The 20,289-nt window shown below is 51.8% G+C and carries 13 protein-coding genes and 4 pseudogenes; 12 read left to right on the top strand and 5 right to left on the bottom strand.

Going from position 1 to position 20,289, the window contains the following annotated elements:
- Positions 1–42 precede the first annotated feature (42 nt).
- The 4 genes and pseudogenes from K0778_RS16685 to pphC all read left to right on the top strand — a co-directional run bounded on the left by K0778_RS16685 (position 43) and on the right by pphC (position 2,068).
- Entirely contained in the window at positions 43–99 is a 57-nt protein-coding gene (locus K0778_RS16685; protein ID WP_001386899.1) for a type I toxin-antitoxin system Ibs family toxin, read from the top strand.
- A 272-nt stretch (positions 100–371) separates the two neighbouring features.
- Positions 372–431: a type I toxin-antitoxin system toxin IbsA gene (gene ibsA / locus K0778_RS16680; RefSeq protein ID WP_010723109.1), complete on the top strand. Its 60-nt coding sequence runs from the start codon at positions 372–374 to the stop codon at positions 429–431.
- A gap of 220 nt (positions 432–651) precedes the next feature.
- Positions 652–1,311, top strand: a complete 660-nt coding sequence (locus K0778_RS16675; RefSeq protein WP_000003154.1) for a VWA domain-containing protein — start codon at positions 652–654, stop codon at positions 1,309–1,311.
- Positions 1,308–2,068, top strand: a pseudogene (gene pphC / locus K0778_RS16670) (protein-serine/threonine phosphatase PphC). Before K0778_RS16675 ends, pphC begins: the two are co-directional and overlap by 4 nt.
- A gap of 64 nt (positions 2,069–2,132) precedes the next feature.
- Here pphC and K0778_RS16665 read toward each other — a convergent pair.
- Positions 2,133–2,594 carry a YegJ family protein gene (locus K0778_RS16665; RefSeq protein ID WP_000722348.1) on the bottom strand — a complete coding sequence of 154 codons (462 nt, stop codon included), beginning with the start codon at positions 2,592–2,594 and terminating at the stop codon, positions 2,133–2,135.
- A 199-nt stretch (positions 2,595–2,793) separates the two neighbouring features.
- Here K0778_RS16665 and yegI point away from each other — a divergent pair, with 199 nt between their 5' ends.
- Entirely contained in the window at positions 2,794–4,740 is a 1,947-nt protein-coding gene (gene yegI, locus K0778_RS16660; RefSeq protein WP_000856082.1) for a protein kinase YegI, read from the top strand.
- Positions 4,741–4,751: 11 nt separating this feature from the next.
- Here yegI and yegD read toward each other — a convergent pair whose 3' ends face one another.
- Positions 4,752–6,104 carry a molecular chaperone gene (yegD, locus tag K0778_RS16655; protein WP_000469709.1) on the bottom strand — a complete coding sequence of 451 codons (1,353 nt, stop codon included), beginning with the start codon at positions 6,102–6,104 and terminating at the stop codon, positions 4,752–4,754.
- Positions 6,105–6,237: 133 nt separating this feature from the next.
- Here yegD and alkA point away from each other — a divergent pair, with 133 nt between their 5' ends.
- The gene (gene alkA / locus K0778_RS16650; protein ID WP_000288396.1) at positions 6,238–7,086 is read left to right on the top strand and encodes a DNA-3-methyladenine glycosylase 2; all 849 of its coding nucleotides are present in this window, start codon (positions 6,238–6,240) and stop codon (positions 7,084–7,086) included.
- A gap of 108 nt (positions 7,087–7,194) precedes the next feature.
- On the opposite strand, the pseudogene K0778_RS16645 reads toward alkA, so the two are convergent.
- Positions 7,195–10,512 (bottom strand): annotated as a pseudogene (locus tag K0778_RS16645) (diguanylate cyclase).
- Positions 10,513–10,829: 317 nt separating this feature from the next.
- Here K0778_RS16645 and udk point away from each other — a divergent pair.
- The 3 genes from udk (at position 10,830) to asmA (ending at position 14,019) form a co-directional block, all read left to right on the top strand.
- Entirely contained in the window at positions 10,830–11,471 is a 642-nt protein-coding gene (udk, locus tag K0778_RS16640; RefSeq protein ID WP_001295424.1) for a uridine kinase, read from the top strand.
- A gap of 91 nt (positions 11,472–11,562) precedes the next feature.
- A complete protein-coding gene (dcd, locus tag K0778_RS16635) occupies positions 11,563–12,144 on the top strand; it encodes a dCTP deaminase (RefSeq protein WP_001234767.1) in 582 nt (193 codons plus the stop codon).
- Positions 12,145–12,165: 21 nt separating this feature from the next.
- Positions 12,166–14,019, top strand: coding sequence for an outer membrane assembly protein AsmA (asmA, locus tag K0778_RS16630; RefSeq protein WP_001252361.1), 1,854 nt, complete (start codon positions 12,166–12,168; stop codon positions 14,017–14,019).
- A 451-nt stretch (positions 14,020–14,470) separates the two neighbouring features.
- On the opposite strand, the gene K0778_RS16625 is transcribed toward asmA, so the two are convergent.
- Together K0778_RS16625 and K0778_RS16620 are read right to left on the bottom strand one after the other, a co-directional pair.
- The gene (locus K0778_RS16625) at positions 14,471–16,054 is read right to left on the bottom strand and encodes a TerC family protein (RefSeq protein WP_000454731.1); all 1,584 of its coding nucleotides are present in this window, start codon (positions 16,052–16,054) and stop codon (positions 14,471–14,473) included.
- Between the two features lie 72 nt (positions 16,055–16,126).
- Positions 16,127–17,161: pseudogene (locus tag K0778_RS16620) on the bottom strand (integrase core domain-containing protein); the annotation flags it as partial.
- Positions 17,162–17,913: 752 nt separating this feature from the next.
- On the opposite strand from K0778_RS16620, the gene galF reads away from it, so the two are divergent.
- The 3 genes and pseudogenes from galF to K0778_RS16605 form a co-directional block, all read left to right on the top strand.
- A complete protein-coding gene (gene galF, locus K0778_RS16615) occupies positions 17,914–18,804 on the top strand; it encodes a GalU regulator GalF (protein WP_024188874.1) in 891 nt (296 codons plus the stop codon).
- Between the two features lie 393 nt (positions 18,805–19,197).
- Entirely contained in the window at positions 19,198–19,827 is a 630-nt protein-coding gene (locus tag K0778_RS16610; RefSeq protein ID WP_032082730.1) for a phosphatase PAP2 family protein, read from the top strand.
- Positions 19,828–19,964: 137 nt separating this feature from the next.
- Positions 19,965–20,289 (top strand): annotated as a pseudogene (locus tag K0778_RS16605) (IS1 family transposase); the annotation flags it as partial.

Below are 20,289 nucleotides of genomic sequence, written 5' to 3'. Positions count from 1 at the left end.
AAAGCCCCTCCCGAGGAAGGGGCCATAAATAAGGAAAGGGTCATGATGAAGCTACTCATCATCGTGGTGCTCTTAGTCATAAGCTTCCCCGCTTACTAAGACTACCAGGGCGGGGGAAACCCCGCTCTACCCTCACTCCTGAAAGTATGCCTTCACGATAAGATTGTCAATCCGCAGGCTTTGTAGTCTGCGATCCTGCCAGCAAATATTCTTTGCGAGTCGTTACGCAATAATCACAGAGGAAACTATTTTATTCACGCGTTAGCGATAGACTGCATTCAGGGCGAAAGGAGGTAAGCCGATGATTTCAGCGGGACGCTGAAACGGGAAAGCCTCTCCCGGAGAAGAGGGCTTTTAATAAGGAAAGGGTTATGATGAAGCACGTCATCATACTGGTGATACTCTTAGTGATTAGCTTCCAGGCTTACTAAGAACACCAGGGGGAGGGGGAAACCTCTCCCTAACCCTCACTCCTGAAATTATGTCACTCCGCCCTTAGTGTCAATCGACGGCTCTCCGTTCTTGCGAGGCGAATAGCAAAATTTTCTGCGCCGCCGGGCCTAATTCTGAAAGTTTCTTCGTTTGCTCTTATTTCATTATTGCAGTCGGTATGATACCGGACCTCGATAATTCTCTAAGAAAGGATTTCTTATGAGCGAACAAATCACGTTTGCCACCAGCGATTTTGCCAGTAACCCGGAACCACGTTGCCCCTGCATTTTGCTGCTGGATGTTTCTGGTTCTATGAACGGTAGACCTATTAATGAACTTAACGCCGGATTGGTTACCTTTCGTGATGAACTGCTTGCTGATCCGCTGGCTTTAAAAAGAGTGGAACTCGGCATTGTGACGTTCGGCCCGGTGCATGTGGAACAACCCTTTACCAGCGCCGCTAATTTTTTTCCGCCCATCCTGTTTGCCCAGGGCGATACACCAATGGGTGCGGCCATTACCAAAGCCCTGGATATGGTAGAGGAGCGGAAACGTGAGTATCGTGCAAATGGTATTTCGTATTATCGCCCGTGGATTTTCCTGATTACCGATGGTGCACCAACCGATGAGTGGCAGGCTGCAGCCAACAAAGTGTTTCGGGGGGAAGAAGATAAAAGGTTTGCTTTCTTTTCCATCGGTGTTCAGGGGGCGGATATGAAGACGCTGGCACAAATTAGCGTTCGTCAGCCTTTGCCTCTGCAAGGATTACAATTCCGTGAACTGTTTAGCTGGTTATCCAGTTCGCTGCGTTCGGTTTCCCGCTCCACGCCGGGAACGGAAGTTGTGCTGGAAGCGCCAAAAGGCTGGACGTCAGTGTGAGCTGGCGTCTGGTCTATGCATCAACCGTTGGAACGTCGCACATCAGCGCGGACTTGCCTTGTCAGGATGCCTGCCAGATGCAGATTGCCTGGTAAATGACCAGCAGCCATTATTGTCGGTATTTGTCGCTGATGGCGCAGGCAGTGTCTCGCAGGGTGGCGAAGGCGCGATGCTCGCCGTCAATGAAGCGATGGCTTATATGTCGCAAAAAGTGCAGGGCGGGGAATTGGGGCTTAATGATGTCCTCGCCACAAATATGGTACTGACCATTCGTCAACGACTTTTTGCCGAGGCGGAAGCCAAAGAATTAGCGGTTCGCGATTTTGCCTGCACATTTCTGGGACTGATTTCATCGCCTGACGGCACCTTGATTATGCAGATTGGCGATGGCGGCGTGGTGGTAGATTTGGGTCACGGTCTGCAATTGCCTCTCACGCCGATGGCGGGTGAATATGCCAACATGACGCACTTCATTACCGACGAAGATGCCGTTTCCAGACTGGAAACTTTCACCAGCACTAGGCGTGCGCACAAAGTTGCAGCATTTACGGATGGTATCCAGCGACTGGCGTTAAATATGCTGGATAATTCTCCTCATGTGCCTTTCTTTACCCCGTTTTTCAATGGACTGGCGGCAGCAACGCAGGAACAACTCGATTTATTACCTGAATTGTTAAAGCAGTTTTTGTCCAGCCCGGCGGTAAACGAGCGTACGGATGATGATAAAACGTTGGCACTGGCGCTGTGGGCAGAGTGAGTTTCTCATGGCGGTTGAAGACAACAATTCAACCGCCAGTTTAAACAATAAATATAACGGCTGATTAGCGAACTAATTTTGCTCTTAGCTCGTCGGCTTCTTCTTTTGGATAGGTGACCAATAAAGGATCAATGGTATAACCGCCGTAAATTTTATCCCCGCGCGTATACATCCAGTCTGAAATATCTTCTTTCTTGATTTTCCACTCCTGGCCATATTCTACGTTTGTAACAATACCAGGGTCATTGCTGATTACGCCAATAAACATGCCGTTAGAATAAGTGACATCCGTAAGCCAGAAATGCTCGGTTCTTCCGTGATCGGTTATCGGGGCTTTGACTGCGAAAGTATCGGCATCTTTTTTATTCATAACCTCGATGAATTTATCGGTTTCTTTCCGCGCATGTTTAATCGCGTCAGACATCGCTTGTTTATCATAACCTCCCGTCACTAACGTATCCGAAACTTCACTAAAGCCCGCGGTAGTAAAAAATAGCAGACTCAACATAAGTAATATCTTTTTCATTTTTTCTCCAGAATCCCTTTGTAGTCAAAGTTAGCAAAAACCTGTGGAAGTTAATCATTATCAGGCCGAAATTGAATTGTATCCTGATAAAATTGCATTATCATTTTTATTCTTGAGTGGGTTTTCCCCATATAGAAATAATTTTAATGGTTAGTTGTTATTATTCATTGAAATATAATATAACTACCCGCGAAATATTATGAAAACAAATATAAAAGTATTTACATCGACAGGTGAATTGACCACTCTTGGCCGTGAACTGGGCAAAGGTGGTGAAGGCGCGGTTTATGATATCGAGGAGTTTGTCGATAGCGTCGCCAAGATTTATCACACGCCGCCACCCGCCTTAAAACAGGACAAACTTGCCTTTATGGCTGCGACAGCTGACGCGCAGTTGTTGAATTATGTCGCCTGGCCGCAGGCAACGCTTCACGGTGGACGAGGCGGAAAAGTTATCGGTTTTATGATGCCAAAAGTTTCTGGTAAAGAACCGATTCATATGATCTATAGCCCGGCACATCGTCGCCAGAGTTACCCTCATTGTGCGTGGGATTTTCTACTCTATGTTGCGCGCAATATTGCTTCATCTTTTGCTACGGTTCACGAGCACGGGCACGTCGTGGGTGACGTAAACCAGAACAGTTTTATGGTAGGTCGCGACAGCAAAGTGGTACTGATTGATAGCGACTCCTTTCAAATTAACGCCAATGGCACACTGCATTTATGCGAAGTCGGCGTGTCGCATTTTACGCCGCCAGAGCTACAAACCTTGCCATCATTTGTCGGTTTTGAACGCACAGAAAATCACGATAATTTTGGCCTTGCGTTGCTAATTTTTCACGTCTTGTTTGGTGGGCGGCATCCTTATTCTGGTGTGCCGCTTATCTCTGATGCGGGTAATGCGCTGGAGACGGATATTACCCATTTCCGTTATGCCTACGCGTCAGATAATCAGCGACGTGGTTTAAAACCGCCGCCACGATCTATTCCGCTATCGATGTTACCGAGTGATGTTGAAGCCATGTTTCAGCAGGCATTCACGGAAAGTGGCGTGGCAACCGGGCGTCCGACGGCTAAAGCGTGGGTAGCGGCACTGGACTCTCTACGCCAACAGTTAAAGAAATGTATCGTTTCAGCAATGCATGTTTACCCCGCTCATTTGACTGACTGCCCGTGGTGTGCGCTGGATAATCAAGGTGTTATCTATTTTATTGATCTCGGCGAAGAGGTCATTACCACCGGCGGGAATTTTGTGCTGGCGAAAGTCTGGGCGATGGTGATGGCGTCAGTAGCACCGCCAGCATTGCAACTGCCATTACCCGATCATTTCCAACCGACTGGCAGGCCGCTTCCTTTAGGCCTGTTACGGCGCGAATACATCATTCTGCTTGAGATCGCACTGTCAGCATTATCGCTGCTGCTTTGCGGCCTTCAGGCAGAACCGCGTTATATTATTTTGGTTCCTGTGCTGGCGGCTATCTGGATTATTGGCAGTCTGACAAGCAAAGCGTACAAAGCAGAAGTTCAGCAACGCCGTGAGGCATTTAATCGTGCGAAAATGGACTATGACCATTTAGTCCGCCAGATCCAGCAGGTAGGCGGCCTGGAAGGTTTTATCGCCAAACGGACGATGCTCGAAAAAATGAAGGACGAAATTCTCGGGTTACCGGAAGAAGAGAAACGCGCTCTGGCAGCACTTCATGACACTGCAAGGGAACGGCAGAAGCAGAAGTTTCTGGAGGGATTTTTTATTGATGTTGCCTCTATTCCCGGCGTTGGCCCTGCGCGTAAAGCGGCGTTACGGTCTTTTGGTATTGAAACAGCCGCAGATGTTACCCGTCGTGGCGTTAAGCAAGTGAAAGGGTTTGGCGACCATCTGACCCAGGCGGTTATCGACTGGAAAGCGAGCTGTGAACGCCGTTTTGTGTTCAGGCCGAATGAAGCGATAACGCCAGCAGACAGACAAGCGGTAATGGCGAAAATGACCGCCAAACGACATCGGCTGGAATCGACGTTGACTGTCGGCGCGACAGAGTTGCAGCGATTCCGCCTTCATGCTCCAGCACGGACCATGCCGTTGATGGAACCGTTACGTCAGGCGGCAGAAAAACTGGCTCAGGCGCAGGCTGATTTAAGCCGCTGCTGAGCCATTTTCTTTTAACGAAATACCACTTCTGCCCAGCGTGCCAGCCCGGCGGTGACGGAGCCAAAGTCATCGCCGCCTGCAATCGGAATGCCCGGCAACTGTTCTGCCAGCGCTTTTTTAATCAGCGGCGAACGGGCGCTACCGCCGGTCAGGTAGATAACGTCCGGTTTTTCCTGGGCGTTATCCAGCGCCAGTTGCACCTGTTCCAGAATCCGCGCCAGTGGCTGGCTGAGGGCGCTTTCCAGCCCTTGCTGGCTAATCAGCGTAGCCAGTTCATCGCTGATAAACGGCAGTGAGGCGCGGGTTTCCGCAGTGCTTGAAAGGGCGATTTTGCTCTCTTCTGCGCTACGCACCAGGCGATAGCTTAAACGCTGACGCCAGACTTTCTGTAACAGGGCCACTTTTTCCGGTTCGCGGGCATCGCGTACCAGATCGTTAAGCAGACGACCGTTGGCACTACTGTAGAAATCACTCTGTGCAGGAACGTCGTTGATGGCAACCGCATTCCACCACGGCAGAATCGGCAGGGCGATGCCTTTTTCGGTTTCGCCACCCATGCCCAGTAACGGCATCAGGTTTTTAAACGCCAGCGCGATATCCAGATCGTTACCGCCAATACGGCAACCACTGTGACCCAGCAGGCTGGCTTCACGATCGAGACGCGAACGCCACTGCGGCCCCATCAGCAGCAATGAACAGTCAGTCGTACCACCGCCGATATCCACCACCAGCACCCGTTTTTCTTCCTGCAAGGTGGCTTCGTAATCCAGCCCAGCCGCGACCGGCTCGTACTGGAATACCACGTCCCTGAATCCGGCACGCTTCGCCGCGCGTTCCAGAATCCCTTGCGCCTGGGTGTTTGCTTCATCACCGCCCAGCCCCTGGAAGTTGATCGGACGACCAATCACCGCCTGAGTAATCGCTTCTGGCAGCTGTGCCTGCGCCTGCTGGCGAATGTGCAACATCATTGCGCAGACCAGATCCTCAAACAGCGCTACCTGCTGCGGTTTTAAGCCGCTGGCACCGAGGAACGATTTTGGTGATTTCACAAACCACACTTCTTCTGGATCATCAATGTACTGTGCCAGTGAGGAAAGACCGAACTGCACGCTTTTCGCCGTAACATCGATATCTTCTTCGCGGTTATAACGAATCGCCCGACGTAACAGCGCCTGCGTTTCATCGTCGTCTGCCGGAACATCATGATGGCGGTACAGCCATTCGCTTACCGCTTCACGCGTTGGCGCGCAAAGCATTGAAGGCAGCAGCGTGCTGTCGTTTTCCATTTTTAGCAAATGCGGTTTACCGTCACGCATGACCGCCACTGAACAGTTTGCTGTACCGTAATCAAAACCAATAAACACGAAATAATCCCCATGCCGGTGAAGAAGGGGCGTGACTTTAGCGAAATGTTGCCGTCGCGACAACCGGAATATGAAAGCAAAGCGCAGCGTCTGAATAACGTTTATGCTGAAAGCGGATTAACAAGGAGATGCGATGTATACCCTGAACTGGCAGCCGCCGTATGACTGGTCGTGGATGTTGGGATTTCTCGCCGCCCGTGCGGTGAGCGGTGTGGAAACGGTCGCGGACAGTTATTATGCCCGTAGTCTGGCGGTGGGCGAATATCGCGGCGTGGTGACTGCTATTCCGGATATAGCCCGCCATACTCTGCACATAAATTTAAGTGCAGGTTTAGAACCTGTTGCCGCAGAGTGTCTGGCGAAAATGAGCCGCCTGTTTGATCTGCAATGTAACCCACAAATTGTTAACGGTGCGTTGGGCAGGTTAGGCGCGGCGCGGCCCGGATTGCGTTTACCCGGCTGTGTTGATGCTTTTGAGCAGGGCGTGCGGGCGATTTTAGGCCAACTGGTGAGCGTGGCGATGGCGGCAAAATTGACCGCCAGAGTGGCACAGCTTTATGGCGAACGGCTGGATGATTTTCCGGAGTATATCTGCTTCCCGACGCCTCAGCGGCTGGCAGCAGCAGACCCGCAGGCATTAAAAGCGTTAGGTATGCCGTTGAAACGGGCAGAGGCGCTGATTCATCTGGCAAATGCGGCGCTGGAGGGCACCTTACCAATGACAATACCGGGCGATGTGGAGCAGGCGATGAAAACGCTGCAAACTTTTCCGGGTATCGGGCGCTGGACGGCGAATTATTTTGCTTTGCGTGGCTGGCAGGCGAAAGATGTTTTCCTGCCGGATGATTATCTGATTAAACAGCGATTTCCGGGAATGACACCGGCGCAAATCCGCCGTTATGCCGAGCGCTGGAAGCCCTGGCGTTCTTATGCGCTGTTGCATATCTGGTATACGGAAGGCTGGCAACCAGACGAAGCATGACGTTGGTCGCCGGATGCGGTGCGAGCGCCTTATCCGGCCTGGGGAATGAGCGATTTGTAGGCATGATAAGACGCGTTAGCGTCGCATCAGGAGATGGGGAAGCACGCCTCAGTTAATCGCGAAATAACTACTATTCACCAGCAAATCCAGCGGTTGGGCATTGGCAATCACATCACCATAAATCAGATCGACGCCGATGCCCGAAAGCGTATCCATCACTAAGGGTAAAACGACTGGCCCGGCGATGGTTTTCATCCCGAGTCGCTGAGCGTGCCCCTGAATAATCGTAATCAGCATCTCATCCATCAAATTACCCTGCACGTTGGCGCATAACTCACCATCAAGTAGCAGGTAATCTGCCATATTTGCTTTCAGCGAGTTGAAGATTTGCAGATCGCGGCCCATCTGACTGAGCACTATCCGACATCCCGCCAGCCGCAGTTTTTGCACACTTTCTGCGTGATCGAAAATCGCTTCTGCCGGAATAATCAGATGTAATAACCGTGCTGGTAGAGGGCTATTTTCCCGCTGCTCAAGCAGTTCATTCACCAGCGTGGCGCTACTCAAACCAGCAACGGAAAGGGGGAGGGCGATGCTTAAGCCTTTACTGGCAACCGCTTTTGCGGCCTGCTGGAAAAATTCGTGGAATACCCGTCGGTCAAGAGCATGGCTAAGTGCCGGATCGCTGAAGCTACGACGAAATTTTTGTTCATCAATAATCTCGCCTTCGCAACTCCAGAGCTTAAGTGAAATCAGCCACAAATTACGCGCTTCCGGGATCCGCGGCGAAGCGACACCGTGGGCGATCATCATCAACTGATTCTCTTTAATCATCCGCCACTGTTCATCAAGCGACATCGCCGCCCGTTCGCTATGTGCGGCAGCTTGCTGTGGTTCGTAAACCGTCACCCGGCCCCGTCCACCATTTTTGGAGGCATAACAGGCGATATCAGCCTGCGACATCACTTCTGCCGCCTGATGATTGTTGTCATCAATCAAGGTAATCCCGGCACTGGCACCTACCCGATGCACACGGCCTTCCCATATAAAGTGATAATCATTCACGGCACTGATAATGCGTGTAGCGATAAAACGCGCACTTTCGATATTACAGTCTGGTAGCAGCAGACCAAATTCATCACCACCGAGTCGCGCCAGCACGTCGCTGGAGCGCAGCATACTCAGCATCAACGACGCCAGTTCGCGCAGTAAAGCGTCACCCGCCGCATGCCCGGCGCTGTCATTCACCGCTTTAAAGCGATCAAGATCGATAAACACCAGGGCATGTCGCTGATGTGTACTGTTTACCGTTTGCAGCAGGATACGCAGTTGTTTCTCAAAACTGGCCGGTTGGCGAGATGCGTCAGTGCATCATGGGAGGCGCTGTAGCTCAGCTGGCGCAGCATTTTGCGTGATTCGGTAACGTCCTGAATCACCAGAACCGAACCAATATTGCTGCCGTCCAGAGTACTTAACGGCGTAATACTGTAATGCACGTCGTAACTGCCGCCGCTCCGACAGTGCAACACCACATCTTGTTCGATCGCGGAACGTGAGGTGTCGGCACTGTAAATGTTCTCCATTAATGGTCCGTTGTCGCCAAAAGTAATATGCAACACCGTCAGGAGCGGAACACCTAACGCTTCTTCCTGCGTCCAGCCGCTCATCTTCTCCGCCACTGGATTCATAAAGGTAATTTTCATCGCCATATCAATACAGACCACGGCTTCACCGATGGAATCAAGCGTAATGTGCAGGCGCTCTTTTTCCTGAAACAATGCCTCGTTAAGCTGTTTAACCTCGGTCATATCCATATTAATGCCGAGCAGGCGTTCGACTTCGCCTTCTTTATTCAGTACCCGGTTGGCGAGGGCGCGGATATGGCGAATACCGTCTTTTACGGTAATGCGAAATTCCAGCTTAAAGGGCGAGCGTGATTGCAACGAATCACGAATCACTTTTTCGGCATGCTGGCGATCTTCCGGCAGCACGCACTCGTACCACACCTGCCAGTTCGGTTTGATATGCGGAGGAATTTCATACAGCTCGAACATCCGCTTATCCCAGCTAAAAATATTCGGCTTCAGCTCCCACTCCCAGATGCCAATCCCGCCCGCTTCGTTAGCCAGCGTGATGCGCTCCATCAGTTGCTGATTCACCTGTTCGGTGCGTTTTAGCTCGTTAATGTCTTCAATCTGAGCGATAAAATAGAGCGGCGTGCCATCCGTGTGGCGCACCAGTGAGACGGCAAGCAACGCCCAGACAACATCGCCATTGCGGTTGTAGTAGCGTTTTTCCATTGAATAGGTGTTTATTTCACCGCTTATCAGCTTTTCAACCTGTTGGAGATCTTTATTGAGATCCTCCGGCCAGGTCAGTTGCTGAAAGGTGAGTCCGCGCAGCTCTTCCTGACTGTACCCGAGAAACTGGCAGAGCGCTTTGTTGGTTTGCAGCCATTGTCCCTCGGTGCCCACTAACGCCATACCGCTAGCGGAATATTCCATGGCGTTCCGAAAACGGGTTTCGCTTTCGGAAATGTGTTTGCGTTCCGCACGAAAGGCATACATCACCATCGTCATGATGTTGGCGGGCAGCAGGATCAGCAAAAACGGTAGCCACGGCATATGGCTCATCAGGTATGTACGCGGCGTAGCAAGCAGGGAGGGATCCGCGGCCATCATCAGCGACACCATCATCACCGTGGTAAGGAAGATCAAAAAGGCTTCCATTCGTGGCAGGCGCACGGCGCTCCACATCAACAGCACAATAATGAAAGTAAAAGGCCACGGCAGATACAGCATCGAAAGCCAGCTTAACGTCAGTGTGATGGCTAACGTGAGCAGCGACTCAAAAAGCAACCGTGGGTTGCGATGGCGCAGCAGATAGTGTGGTTTAAATAACAATCCCAGCGGCACCAGTGCCAGAGCGCCGATGGATTCTGACAGTACCCATATCAAAAATGCCCTGAGAGGATCGTCTCCGGGCGTCAGCAGGACAACCAGACCCCCCCCCCAACAGAGGCGGAACAATGGCGCTGCCGAGTGCCAGACGCAGCCAGTCAGCCAGATTTTGCAAGGGGTTATACCACGGCAGCAATTTACGTAGCAGCACTGCCCCGACCACGGCTTCAACAATATTGATGGTCGTCCAGGTCATGTTCAGCGAGCTGGTGGAAAAAAGCAGGATGGATGCGGCGATATTTCCCAGCGAACAGCTCAGCGCAATTCCCGGCCACATGCGCCCGGCATGGCGATAAAACGCCACCCTCATGATGGACGTCGGGAACCACAGTGGGGCGAGTTGGGTGCCAAACTGCGAAAGCTCAAGCGAGAAAAGGGTAAAGATAAACGAGACTAAACCTAAACTGACCAGGTGAAGCAGCGGGTGGGGCAGGGCAATTAATACATGCTGTGATTGTTTGCTCATTACCGCTTTATCCGCAAGACCAGGTCGCCAGTATTCGTTTCTGTGTTTATGCTAGTACAAAAGTTTTACATTTTATATGCGAATTGCTCATAAAGTGACGTAAAGGCGGATAATTTGCGCAACTGCGTATAACATTTTTTACCTTACATAAAACTGATCAACGTAATTTGCCACCGGGAATTCTTTGTCAACAATTAACTCTGAGCGCGCGGCAACGCTATTCGACTGGTATCAGGCGGATGAAATCCCTATAATTGCCGCGTTTGGCGCTTCGTCGCCCCCTTCCTAACATCCAGGTTAATCAGGTCGCTAAATATATGACTGATCAGTCTCATCAGTGCGTCATTATCGGTATCGCTGGCGCATCGGCTTCCGGCAAGAGTCTTATTGCCAGTACCCTTTATCGTGAATTACGTGAGCAAGTCGGTGATGAACACATCGGCGTAATTCCCGAAGACTGCTATTACAAAGATCAAAGCCATCTGTCGATGGAAGAACGCGTTAAGACCAACTACGACCATCCCAGCGCGATGGATCACAGCCTGTTGCTTGAGCATTTACAAGCGTTGAAACGCGGCTCGGCAATTGACCTGCCGGTTTACAGCTATGTTGAACATACGCGTATGAAAGAAACGGTGACGGTTGAGCCGAAGAAGGTCATCATTCTCGAAGGCATTTTGTTGCTGACGGATGCGCGTTTGCGTGACGAACTTAACTTCTCCATTTTCGTTGATACCCCGCTGGATATCTGCCTGATGCGCCGCATCAAGCGTGACGTTAACGAGCGTGGGCGTTCAATGGATTCCGTGATGGCGCAATATCAAAAAACCGTGCGCCCGATGTTCCTGCAATTCATTGAGCCTTCTAAACAATATGCGGACATTATCGTGCCGCGCGGCGGGAAAAACCGCATCGCGATCGATATATTGAAAGCGAAAATAAGTCAGTTCTTTGAATAAGCTTGATAAATTGTGTACCGTTCAGTGATAACCTGGTATGCCCTTGACGTAATTGGCGTTAAGGGAGTGATGCGCGAAAGGAGAAAATGCCATGCGTCTGTGTGACCGAGATATTGAAGCCTGGCTTGATGAAGGCCGTTTGTCGATCAACCCACGTCCGCCAGTGGAGCGTATTAACGGCGCGACGGTGGATGTACGCCTGGGCAATAAATTTCGTACCTTCCGTGGTCACACGGCAGCGTTTATCGATCTGAGCGGTCCCAAAGATGAAGTGAGCGCCGCGCTTGACCGCGTGATGAGCGATGAGATCGTTCTCGACGAGGGCGAGGCGTTCTATCTTCACCCAGGAGAGCTGGCGCTGGCGGTGACGCTGGAGTCGGTGACGCTGCCAGCCGATCTGGTGGGCTGGCTGGACGGGCGTTCCTCTTTGGCGCGTCTGGGGCTGATGGTGCACGTCACCGCGCACCGTATCGATCCGGGCTGGTCTGGTTGCATTGTGCTGGAGTTCTACAACTCCGGTAAGCTGCCGCTGGCGCTGCGTCCGGGCATGTTAATTGGTGCGCTGAGCTTTGAGCCGCTTTCCGGCCCGGCGGCGCGACCTTACAACCGCCGTGAAGATGCGAAATATCGCAACCAGCAGGGCGCGGTAGCCAGCCGAATCGATAAAGACTAATTCAGGCCCATTGAGGATACCATGAGACGATTTCTGACGACGCTGATGATACTCCTGGTCGTGCTGGTGGCCGGGTTATCTGCGTTAGTGTTGCTGGTGAATCCGAATGATTTCCGCGACTATATGGTCAAGCAAGTTGCTGCACGTAGCGGTTATCAATTGCAGCTCGACGGGCCACTGCGTTGGCACGTCTGGCCGCAGCTTAGTATCCTCTCCGGGCGAATGTCTCTCACTGCCCAGGGCGCGAGCCAGCCACTGGTTCGCGCAGACAACATGCGTCTGGACGTGGCGCTTTTACCACTGCTGAGTCATCAACTGAGCGTTAAGCAGGTGATGCTAAAAGGGGCAGTGATCCAACTGACGCCGCAGACGGAAGCGGTGCGCAGTGAAGACGCTCCGGTTGCACCGCGCGACAATACCTTGCCGGATCTGTCAGACGATCGCGGATGGTCGTTTGATATATCCAGTCTTAAGGTGGCGGACAGCGTGCTGGTGTTCCAGCATGAAGATGACGAGCAGGTGACAATCCGCAATATTCGCCTGCAAATGGAACAAGATCCCCAACATCGTGGTTCATTTGAGTTCTCCGGGCGGGTTAATCGCGATCAGCGCGATCTCACGATATCCCTTAACGGTACGGTAGATGCTTCTGATTATCCGCATGATTTAACGGCGGCTATTGAACAAGTTAACTGGCAGTTGCAGGGTGCAGATTTACCAAAACAAGGTATTCAGGGGCAGGGGAGTTTCCAGGCCCAGTGGCAGGAGTCACATAAACGCCTTTCATTTAACCAAATTAGTTTGACCGCCAATGACAGTACGCTGAGCGGGCAAGCACAGGTCACGCTGACAGAGCAACCGGAATGGCAGCTGAGACTGCAATTTCCGCAACTGAATCTTGACAACCTCATCCCCCTTAATGAAACAGCGAATGGTGAGAACGGTGCCGCGCAGCAAGGGCTGAGCCAATCAACGTTGCCGCGCCCGGTCATTTCTTCGCGTATTGATGAACCGGCCTATCAGGGACTGCAAGGCTTTACGACTGATATTTTGTTGCAGGCCAGTAACGTGCGCTGGCGCGGAATGAATTTTACAGATGTTGCCACGCAAATGACCAACAAGTCGGGTTTGCTGGAAATTACTCAACTGCAGGGCAAACTTAACGGTGGACAGGTTTCACTGCCGGGCACGTTGGACGCGACATCAATAAATCCGCGGATAAACTTCCAGCCACGGCTGGAAAACGTTGAGATTGGCACCATTCTGAAGGCGTTTAACTATCCGATTTCGTTGACCGGAAAGATGTCACTGGCTGGTGATTTCTCCGGTGCTGACATAGATGCCGACGCATTCCGCCACAACTGGCAAGGACAGGCACATGTCGAAATGACCGACACACGCATGGAAGGGATGAACTTCCAGCAGATGATTCAGCAAGCGGTAGAACGTAATGGTGGTGATGTGAAGGCCGCTGAAAACTTCGATAACGTGACGCGTCTTGACCGCTTTACCACCGATTTGACGTTGAAGGATGGCGTCGTGACGTTAAACGACATGCAAGGTCAATCGCCCATGCTGGCGCTTTCCGGGGCTGGTACGTTGAATCTGGCGGAGCAAACCTGCGACACCCAGTTTGATATTCGGGTCGTGGGTGGCTGGAACGGAGAAAGCAAACTGATTGATTTCCTCAAAGAAACGCCAGTACCGCTGCGGGTTTATGGCAACTGGCAGCAACTTAATTACAGCCTGCAAGTGGATCAGTTACTGCGTAAACATCTACAGGATGAAGCAAAACGCCGTCTTAACGACTGGGCCGAGCGGAATAAAGATTCCCGCAATGGCAAAGATGTGAAGAAGTTGCTGGAGAAGATGTAGGTTACCAGGTGACCTGTCCTGTAGGCCTGATAAGACGCGTAAAGCGTCGCATCAGGCGTTCGTGGCGGCACCATTATATTCTGAATATGTAAGATCGAAGGCTGTTCCGTTCACTTGATGTTCCTCGCTACTATGGAACGCTCAAGCCGGTGAACGTGCCAGGGTGGTTCAATCGCCACCACCCTGGCAACCCAGGCTCCCGGCGGTAAATCGCCGCTGGCGTGGTTCCCTCATCTTATTCCTTTCGGCTATCGGGTACGGGCGCGAGGTAACATCACTGTAAAACGCGCCCTCAGCCCACATCCATGTGGGCTGCCCCGGCCTACAGGAAACGATTCGGCGATTTACAGCCGGACCCACACCCCCGCTGTGATGTCCATGTACCACAGACAACGCTTCATTGCTGAAGTTATAAGGCGTTACGCAGCATTGGGTAAAATGGCCGATACCATCACACCTCGTACTCCATCTCGCCATCCTTACGCAGCGGAATAATCTGCACCTTCTGCACGCGATGGCTTTCTACCTGCAACGTTTTAAGCAAATAATCCCCCACCTGAACTTCTTCGCCAGGTTTTGGAATACGCTGCAAATATTCCATCAATAGCCCGGCAATGGTGTGATATTCACGTTTTTCATCCAGCGGCAGCGGCACATATTGCACCAGATCTTCCAGCGGCATATGACCATTCGCCGTCCAGGAACCGTCCGCATTCTTCTGAATATCATGGCGGGCGTCGATCTCTTCCACTTCGTTCGGTAAGTTACCGGCAATGGTTTCAGTGACGTCACTTAATGTCACAATCCCTTCCACCGAGCCAAACTCATCCACCACAAAAGCAAAGTGTGTGCGGGCATTACGGAACTGCTCCAGGGCAGGTAACAACGGCAAGGTTTCCGGGAACACCAGCGGCTGACGAATCAACACCCGCAGGTTGAGCGGTTCGCCGCGCAGTGACTGTTGTAACAGGTCGATAACGTGAACAACACCGAGCAAATCTTCTGCGTCATCGCCATCAGTAACGACAAGCCGCGTATGCTGATTTCGCTCCAGCAACTGGCGGATCTCGTCTTCCGGCGCGTTGAGATCGATATGCTCAATATCGTGGCGCGACGTCATAATGCTGCTGACGGTACGCTGGTTAAGATTAAGTACCCGCTCAATCATCCGCCGTTCCTGCGGATTAAAGATCTGCTGGTTACCATGATCCACCAGCATGGACGCGGTTTCGGCGTCCAGTTCCGCATCTTCTTTTTGCCCGCTAAGCAGGCGCATTACCGCTTCGGTAGTCCGCTGGCGCAGTGTCTGGTTAGCGGAAAGAAAACGTCGCCGGTTAAAGATAGCCAACTGATTGAACGCCTCGATCATCACCGAGAAACCAATGGCAGCGTACAGGTAGCCTTTCGGAATGACGAAGCCGAAACCTTCCGCCACCAGGCTAAAGCCAATCATCAACAGGAAGCTTAAGCAGAGAATAACGATCGTCGGGTGACTGTTAACGAACTGGGTTAACGGCTTGCTGGCCATCAACATCAGGCTGATAGCGATAACCACGGCGGCCATCATGACCAGTAAATGGTCGACGATCCCGATGGCGGTAATCACCGAGTCGAGTGAGAAGATAGCGTCCAGCACCACTATTTGTGTCACCACGCCCCAGAACTTCGCACCTTTGCGTTGCGTGGGGTTATTGCTATCTTTCCCTTCCAGCCGTTCGTTCAGCTCCATCGTGGCTTTGAACAACAGGAAGAAACCACCAAACAGCATGATTAAGTCGCGGGCGCTAAAGGTAAACGAGCGGAAGCTGAACAGCGGTTGAGTAAGGGTGACCAGCCAGGAGATAGAGGCCAGCAGCAGGAGACGCATCACCATCGCCAGCATCAGGCCAGTGATCCGCGCTCGGTCGCGCTGGGCGGGAGGGAGCTTCTCGGCGAGGATAGCGATAAAGACTAGGTTATCGATACCCAACACCAGTTCGATAACCACCAGCGTGACAAGACCTGCCCAGATTGACGGATCGGCAATCCATTCCATATGTATTAAAACCTGTACGACTGCAGTATGTGTTATCACGATCATGGATAAGATTAGTCTAAAATGCAATGTATGGGTCCACCACATATTGCAATTTTTGTTCTCTTTTAACATATATTCCACGGGCGTCATTAGTGCGAGCGCCTTGTGGGGTCTTTTGCTGTTATACAGCACCAGATATTCCGCCAGCTTCTGGTTAAACAACGCCAGATCCTCAAAGAGTAAAATTTCATTAAACTCAATAAATTGCTCTCTTAATGTCCGGTTAAAACGATCACAGATAGCGTTCATTTTTGGCGTGTAGGGATAGGTCCAGATGTGTTTTATGGCGGCTTCCTGCAGCGTTTTGTCAAAGCTTCCCAGGAACTCTTTCCCGTTATCTGAGATGATCTGGCTGATACCGATAGGAAACAGCCGGGCTGCACGGCTGAAAAAGTGATTGACGATATCACTGTTGGGCGACGGCACAGCCAGCGCCAGTGCGTAATCGCTGTGTTCGTCGATCATGGTAATGATATAGCGACGCATTTCACCCATTCTGAGCTCAATGGCGTCCATCCCAATGAGCTCTCCGGTCTTTACCGGACGATAGTGCTTTGGCCTGCGGGGTTTGGTGGTTCGCTTTTTGACAAACAGAGCCTTACCCCGCGAGCTCAGACGTACTGGTATCATCCGCATTTTATCGTGTGCGGTGGCGATCATTCTGCCGATGGTTGAAACACTCGGGCAGGTCAGGTGGCGTTGTGCGCACCAGGGCTTCAGGCGAACAAAAATCTGCTCTTTACCGAGGTTCGGCAGCTCTGTCCTGAGGCGTCGAATCTCTTTCAGCACATCGGGATGCCAGTGCTTTTTTCGTCGCACCAGAGGTGCCTTACTGTGCGGGATTGGCCCCTCAGGTCCTCCCTTGTTCTGTAACTGACGCCACCAGTAAGGCGTGCGGCAGGATACGCCAAAGGCTTCAGACGCTGCAGAAATATCGTGTTTATCCCAGAAGTGCAGAGCCTTCATTCTCATTGTTGCTATATCAGCCATCACTGAAAGCCTCAACGCATAATCGGCTGTTTGGTAGTACTTAGGATAGCCAACCATCAGGTGCTGCATTTGCATAGTGCAATCTCCCCTTACTTATCCAGAGGCAATTGCAATATCTCTGTGAACTTATACAGGCAATAACGACGCGGACATCGCTCTGCCGTGGGTGGATATATTTCCAGCGGATTAAGCGAACCGATAAGAATTATGTTCCGGAAAAGAACAGTGAAAAAATAACACCATGGCGGCGACCATGGAATAAGCTTTCCGATATCAGAACTTTATCCGCTGCGTTTCAGCGAGGGTGGCAAAAGGGCTTACTCGCGCGGTTCGTCACGGTGAGCGCTGATGCGCAGAGCAGAAGCGAAGCGCGAAGCCCGCTCACAAAACCGGCATAATTCATATTATGAAGTGAGTGCAGAATAGGGTGGATCGCAGTTCACAGCCGCGGATTCAGGCTAATATGTCGTCATATCCGGCTGTTTATACTGAAGTATATTGCCTGGCGAAATTTATTATCTATATATTCTTTTCGGGCATACGCGCGGCGGGTCCGGCGTCCAACAGGTCCCGATAGACGGGCATCTCAGCCACATCGTGCGGAGCAAAGGAACGAGCCGCTGAATAACCTGAACGAGAATAAGATTATTCTCAGTTTTAACTGTTGGTAAAAGGGAGTTGTGTGTATTCTTTTACGTGACAGTGAATTTAAGAATTTGGCGGGCATATGCTCGGGCAGTATCCGTGTATTATCAGTTTCAATGAATTTGTGACATGTACAATTTTGCAAAACCGCGTGTTTTGCAACCAAACAGGTGAAGATGAATATGGCGAATTTGAAAGCGGTTATTCCGGTCGCAGGACTAGGCATGCATATGCTGCCGGCCACAAAGGCAATTCCAAAGGAGATGCTGCCGATCGTTGATAAGCCAATGATTCAGTACATCGTTGACGAAATCGTCGCCGCCGGGATCAAAGAGATTGTTCTGGTGACGCACTCCTCGAAGAATGCGGTGGAAAACCACTTTGATACCTCCTACGAGCTGGAAGCCCTGCTTGAGCAGCGCGTGAAGCGCCAGCTGCTGGCGGAAGTCCAGGCCATTTGCCCGCCGGGTGTAACCATCATGAACGTGCGCCAGGCACAGCCGCTGGGTCTGGGCCACTCCATCCTATGCGCCCGCCCGGTAGTCGGGGACAACCCGTTTGTGGTGGTGCTGCCGGATATCATTCTCGATGGCGGCACTGCGGACCCGCTGCGCTATAACCTCGCTGCCATGGTCGCCCGTTTTAACGAGACCGGCCGCAGTCAGGTGCTGGCGAAACGCATGCCGGGCGATCTCTCCGAATACTCCGTTATCCAGACCAAAGAGCCCATGGTGGCGGAAGGGCAGGTGGCGCGTATCGTTGAGTTCATTGAAAAACCGGACGAACCACAGACCCTGGACTCCGACCTGATGGCGGTGGGCCGCTACGTGTTGTCGGCAGATATCTGGGCTGAACTTGAACGAACCCAGCCGGGCGCCTGGGGCCGTATCCAGCTAACCGACGCCATTGCCGAACTGGCGAAGAAGCAGTCCGTTGACGCGATGCTGATGACCGGCGAAAGCTATGACTGCGGTAAAAAAATGGGCTACATGCAGGCCTTCGTCACCTACGGGATGCGTAACCTGAAAGAAGGTACCAAATTCCGCGAAAGCATTAAAAAATTGCTGGCCTGAGCGCCGGCGTAAGAGTGAGCGGCAGGGCAGGGGTATTTTGCCACGCCGCTCATAACGTTATGCAGAAATTATTCATAACGTGAATGTTATAACGATTGTAAAGAAACGTATGGCTTCGGAGACTTCTGGTAGTTTGCCTCTGGCCTCTGTGGTGCAATGGTCGGAGTAGCGGCAATAATGCTTTGTGAATAGTCACTTAGTGCGACAATTCCTAAAGCGCAGGGAAAGCGGTCAACGTCAGCCAAAAATAAAACTTGACTGCGATCATGTTTCCGCTTTAAACATCTCACTTGCATGCATAAAAATGTGAAATGAATTGGCATGCGAGCTGGTACAGACATTACGGATAATCCCTGAGCACGGCAGTGGACATCATCGAAGGATCACAGGTATATGAACTGGCAACTCATCTCATTTTTTGGCGATAGCACCGTTTTGCTGCCCAGCGCAGCGGCGCTGTTTATTGTCCTGATGCTGCGTAAAACGTCACGGTTGCTGGCGTGGCAGTGGAGTTTGCTGTTCGGCATCACCGGCGCCATCGTCTGCGCCTCCAAACTGGCCTTTATGGGCTGGGGGCTGGGTATTCGCGAGCTGGATTACACCGGCTTCAGCGGCCACTCAGCGCTTTCCGCGGCCTTCTGGCCTATCTTCCTGTGGCTGCTTAGTGCTCGTTTTTCCGCGGGTTTGCAAAAAGCAGCCGTCGCCACCGGCTATATTCTGGCCGCTGTGGTGGGGTATTCACGGTTGGTCATCCATGCGCATTCCGTCTCGGAAGTGATCGCTGGCCTGCTGCTCGGCGCTGTCGGCAGCGCTTTGTTCCTGTTGCTGCAAAAACGTACCACCCATTCGGAAAACGTGCGTATTTCCTGGGGGGGCGTCGCGTGCCTGGTGATGGTCCCGCTCATCCTGTTGCATAGCGGTAATAAAGCGCCGACTCAATCCCTGCTGGGGCAAATCGCCACTGCAGTAGGGCCGCTGGATAAACCTTTTACGCGTACCGATCTGCATAAGCAGGCCTGGTAATCGCCATTTGTTTTACAGGGGAAATTAAGTTTTCGCCGGTTAATTGGACAAATAAGAAAATAATCTACTATATGCCAGTCAAGGTGATGCTGCCAACTTACTGATTTAGTGTATGATGGTGTTTTTGAGGTGCTCCAGTGGCTTCTGTTTCTATCAGCTGTCCCTCCTGTTCAGCTACTGACGGGGTGGTGCGTAACGGCAAAAGCACCGCCGGACATCAGCGCTATCTCTGCTCTCACTGCCGTAAAACATGGCAACTGCAGTTCACTTACACCGCTTCTCAACCCGGTACGCACCAGAAAATCATTGATATGCCATGAATGGCGTTGGATGCCGGGCAACTGCCCGCATTATGGGCGTTGGCCTCAACACGATTTTACGTCACTTAAAAAACTCAGGCCGCAGTCGGTAACCTCGCGCATACAGCCGGGCAGTGACGTCATCGTCTGCGCGGAAATGGAC

It is taken from the genome of Escherichia sp. XD33 (genome assembly GCF_019375075.1).
In the GTDB taxonomy this organism is placed as follows: domain Bacteria; phylum Pseudomonadota; class Gammaproteobacteria; order Enterobacterales; family Enterobacteriaceae; genus Enterobacter; species Enterobacter flexneri_A.
Note: the sequence above shows the minus strand (reverse complement) of the source record. Positions and strands in the feature narration are given on the sequence as shown.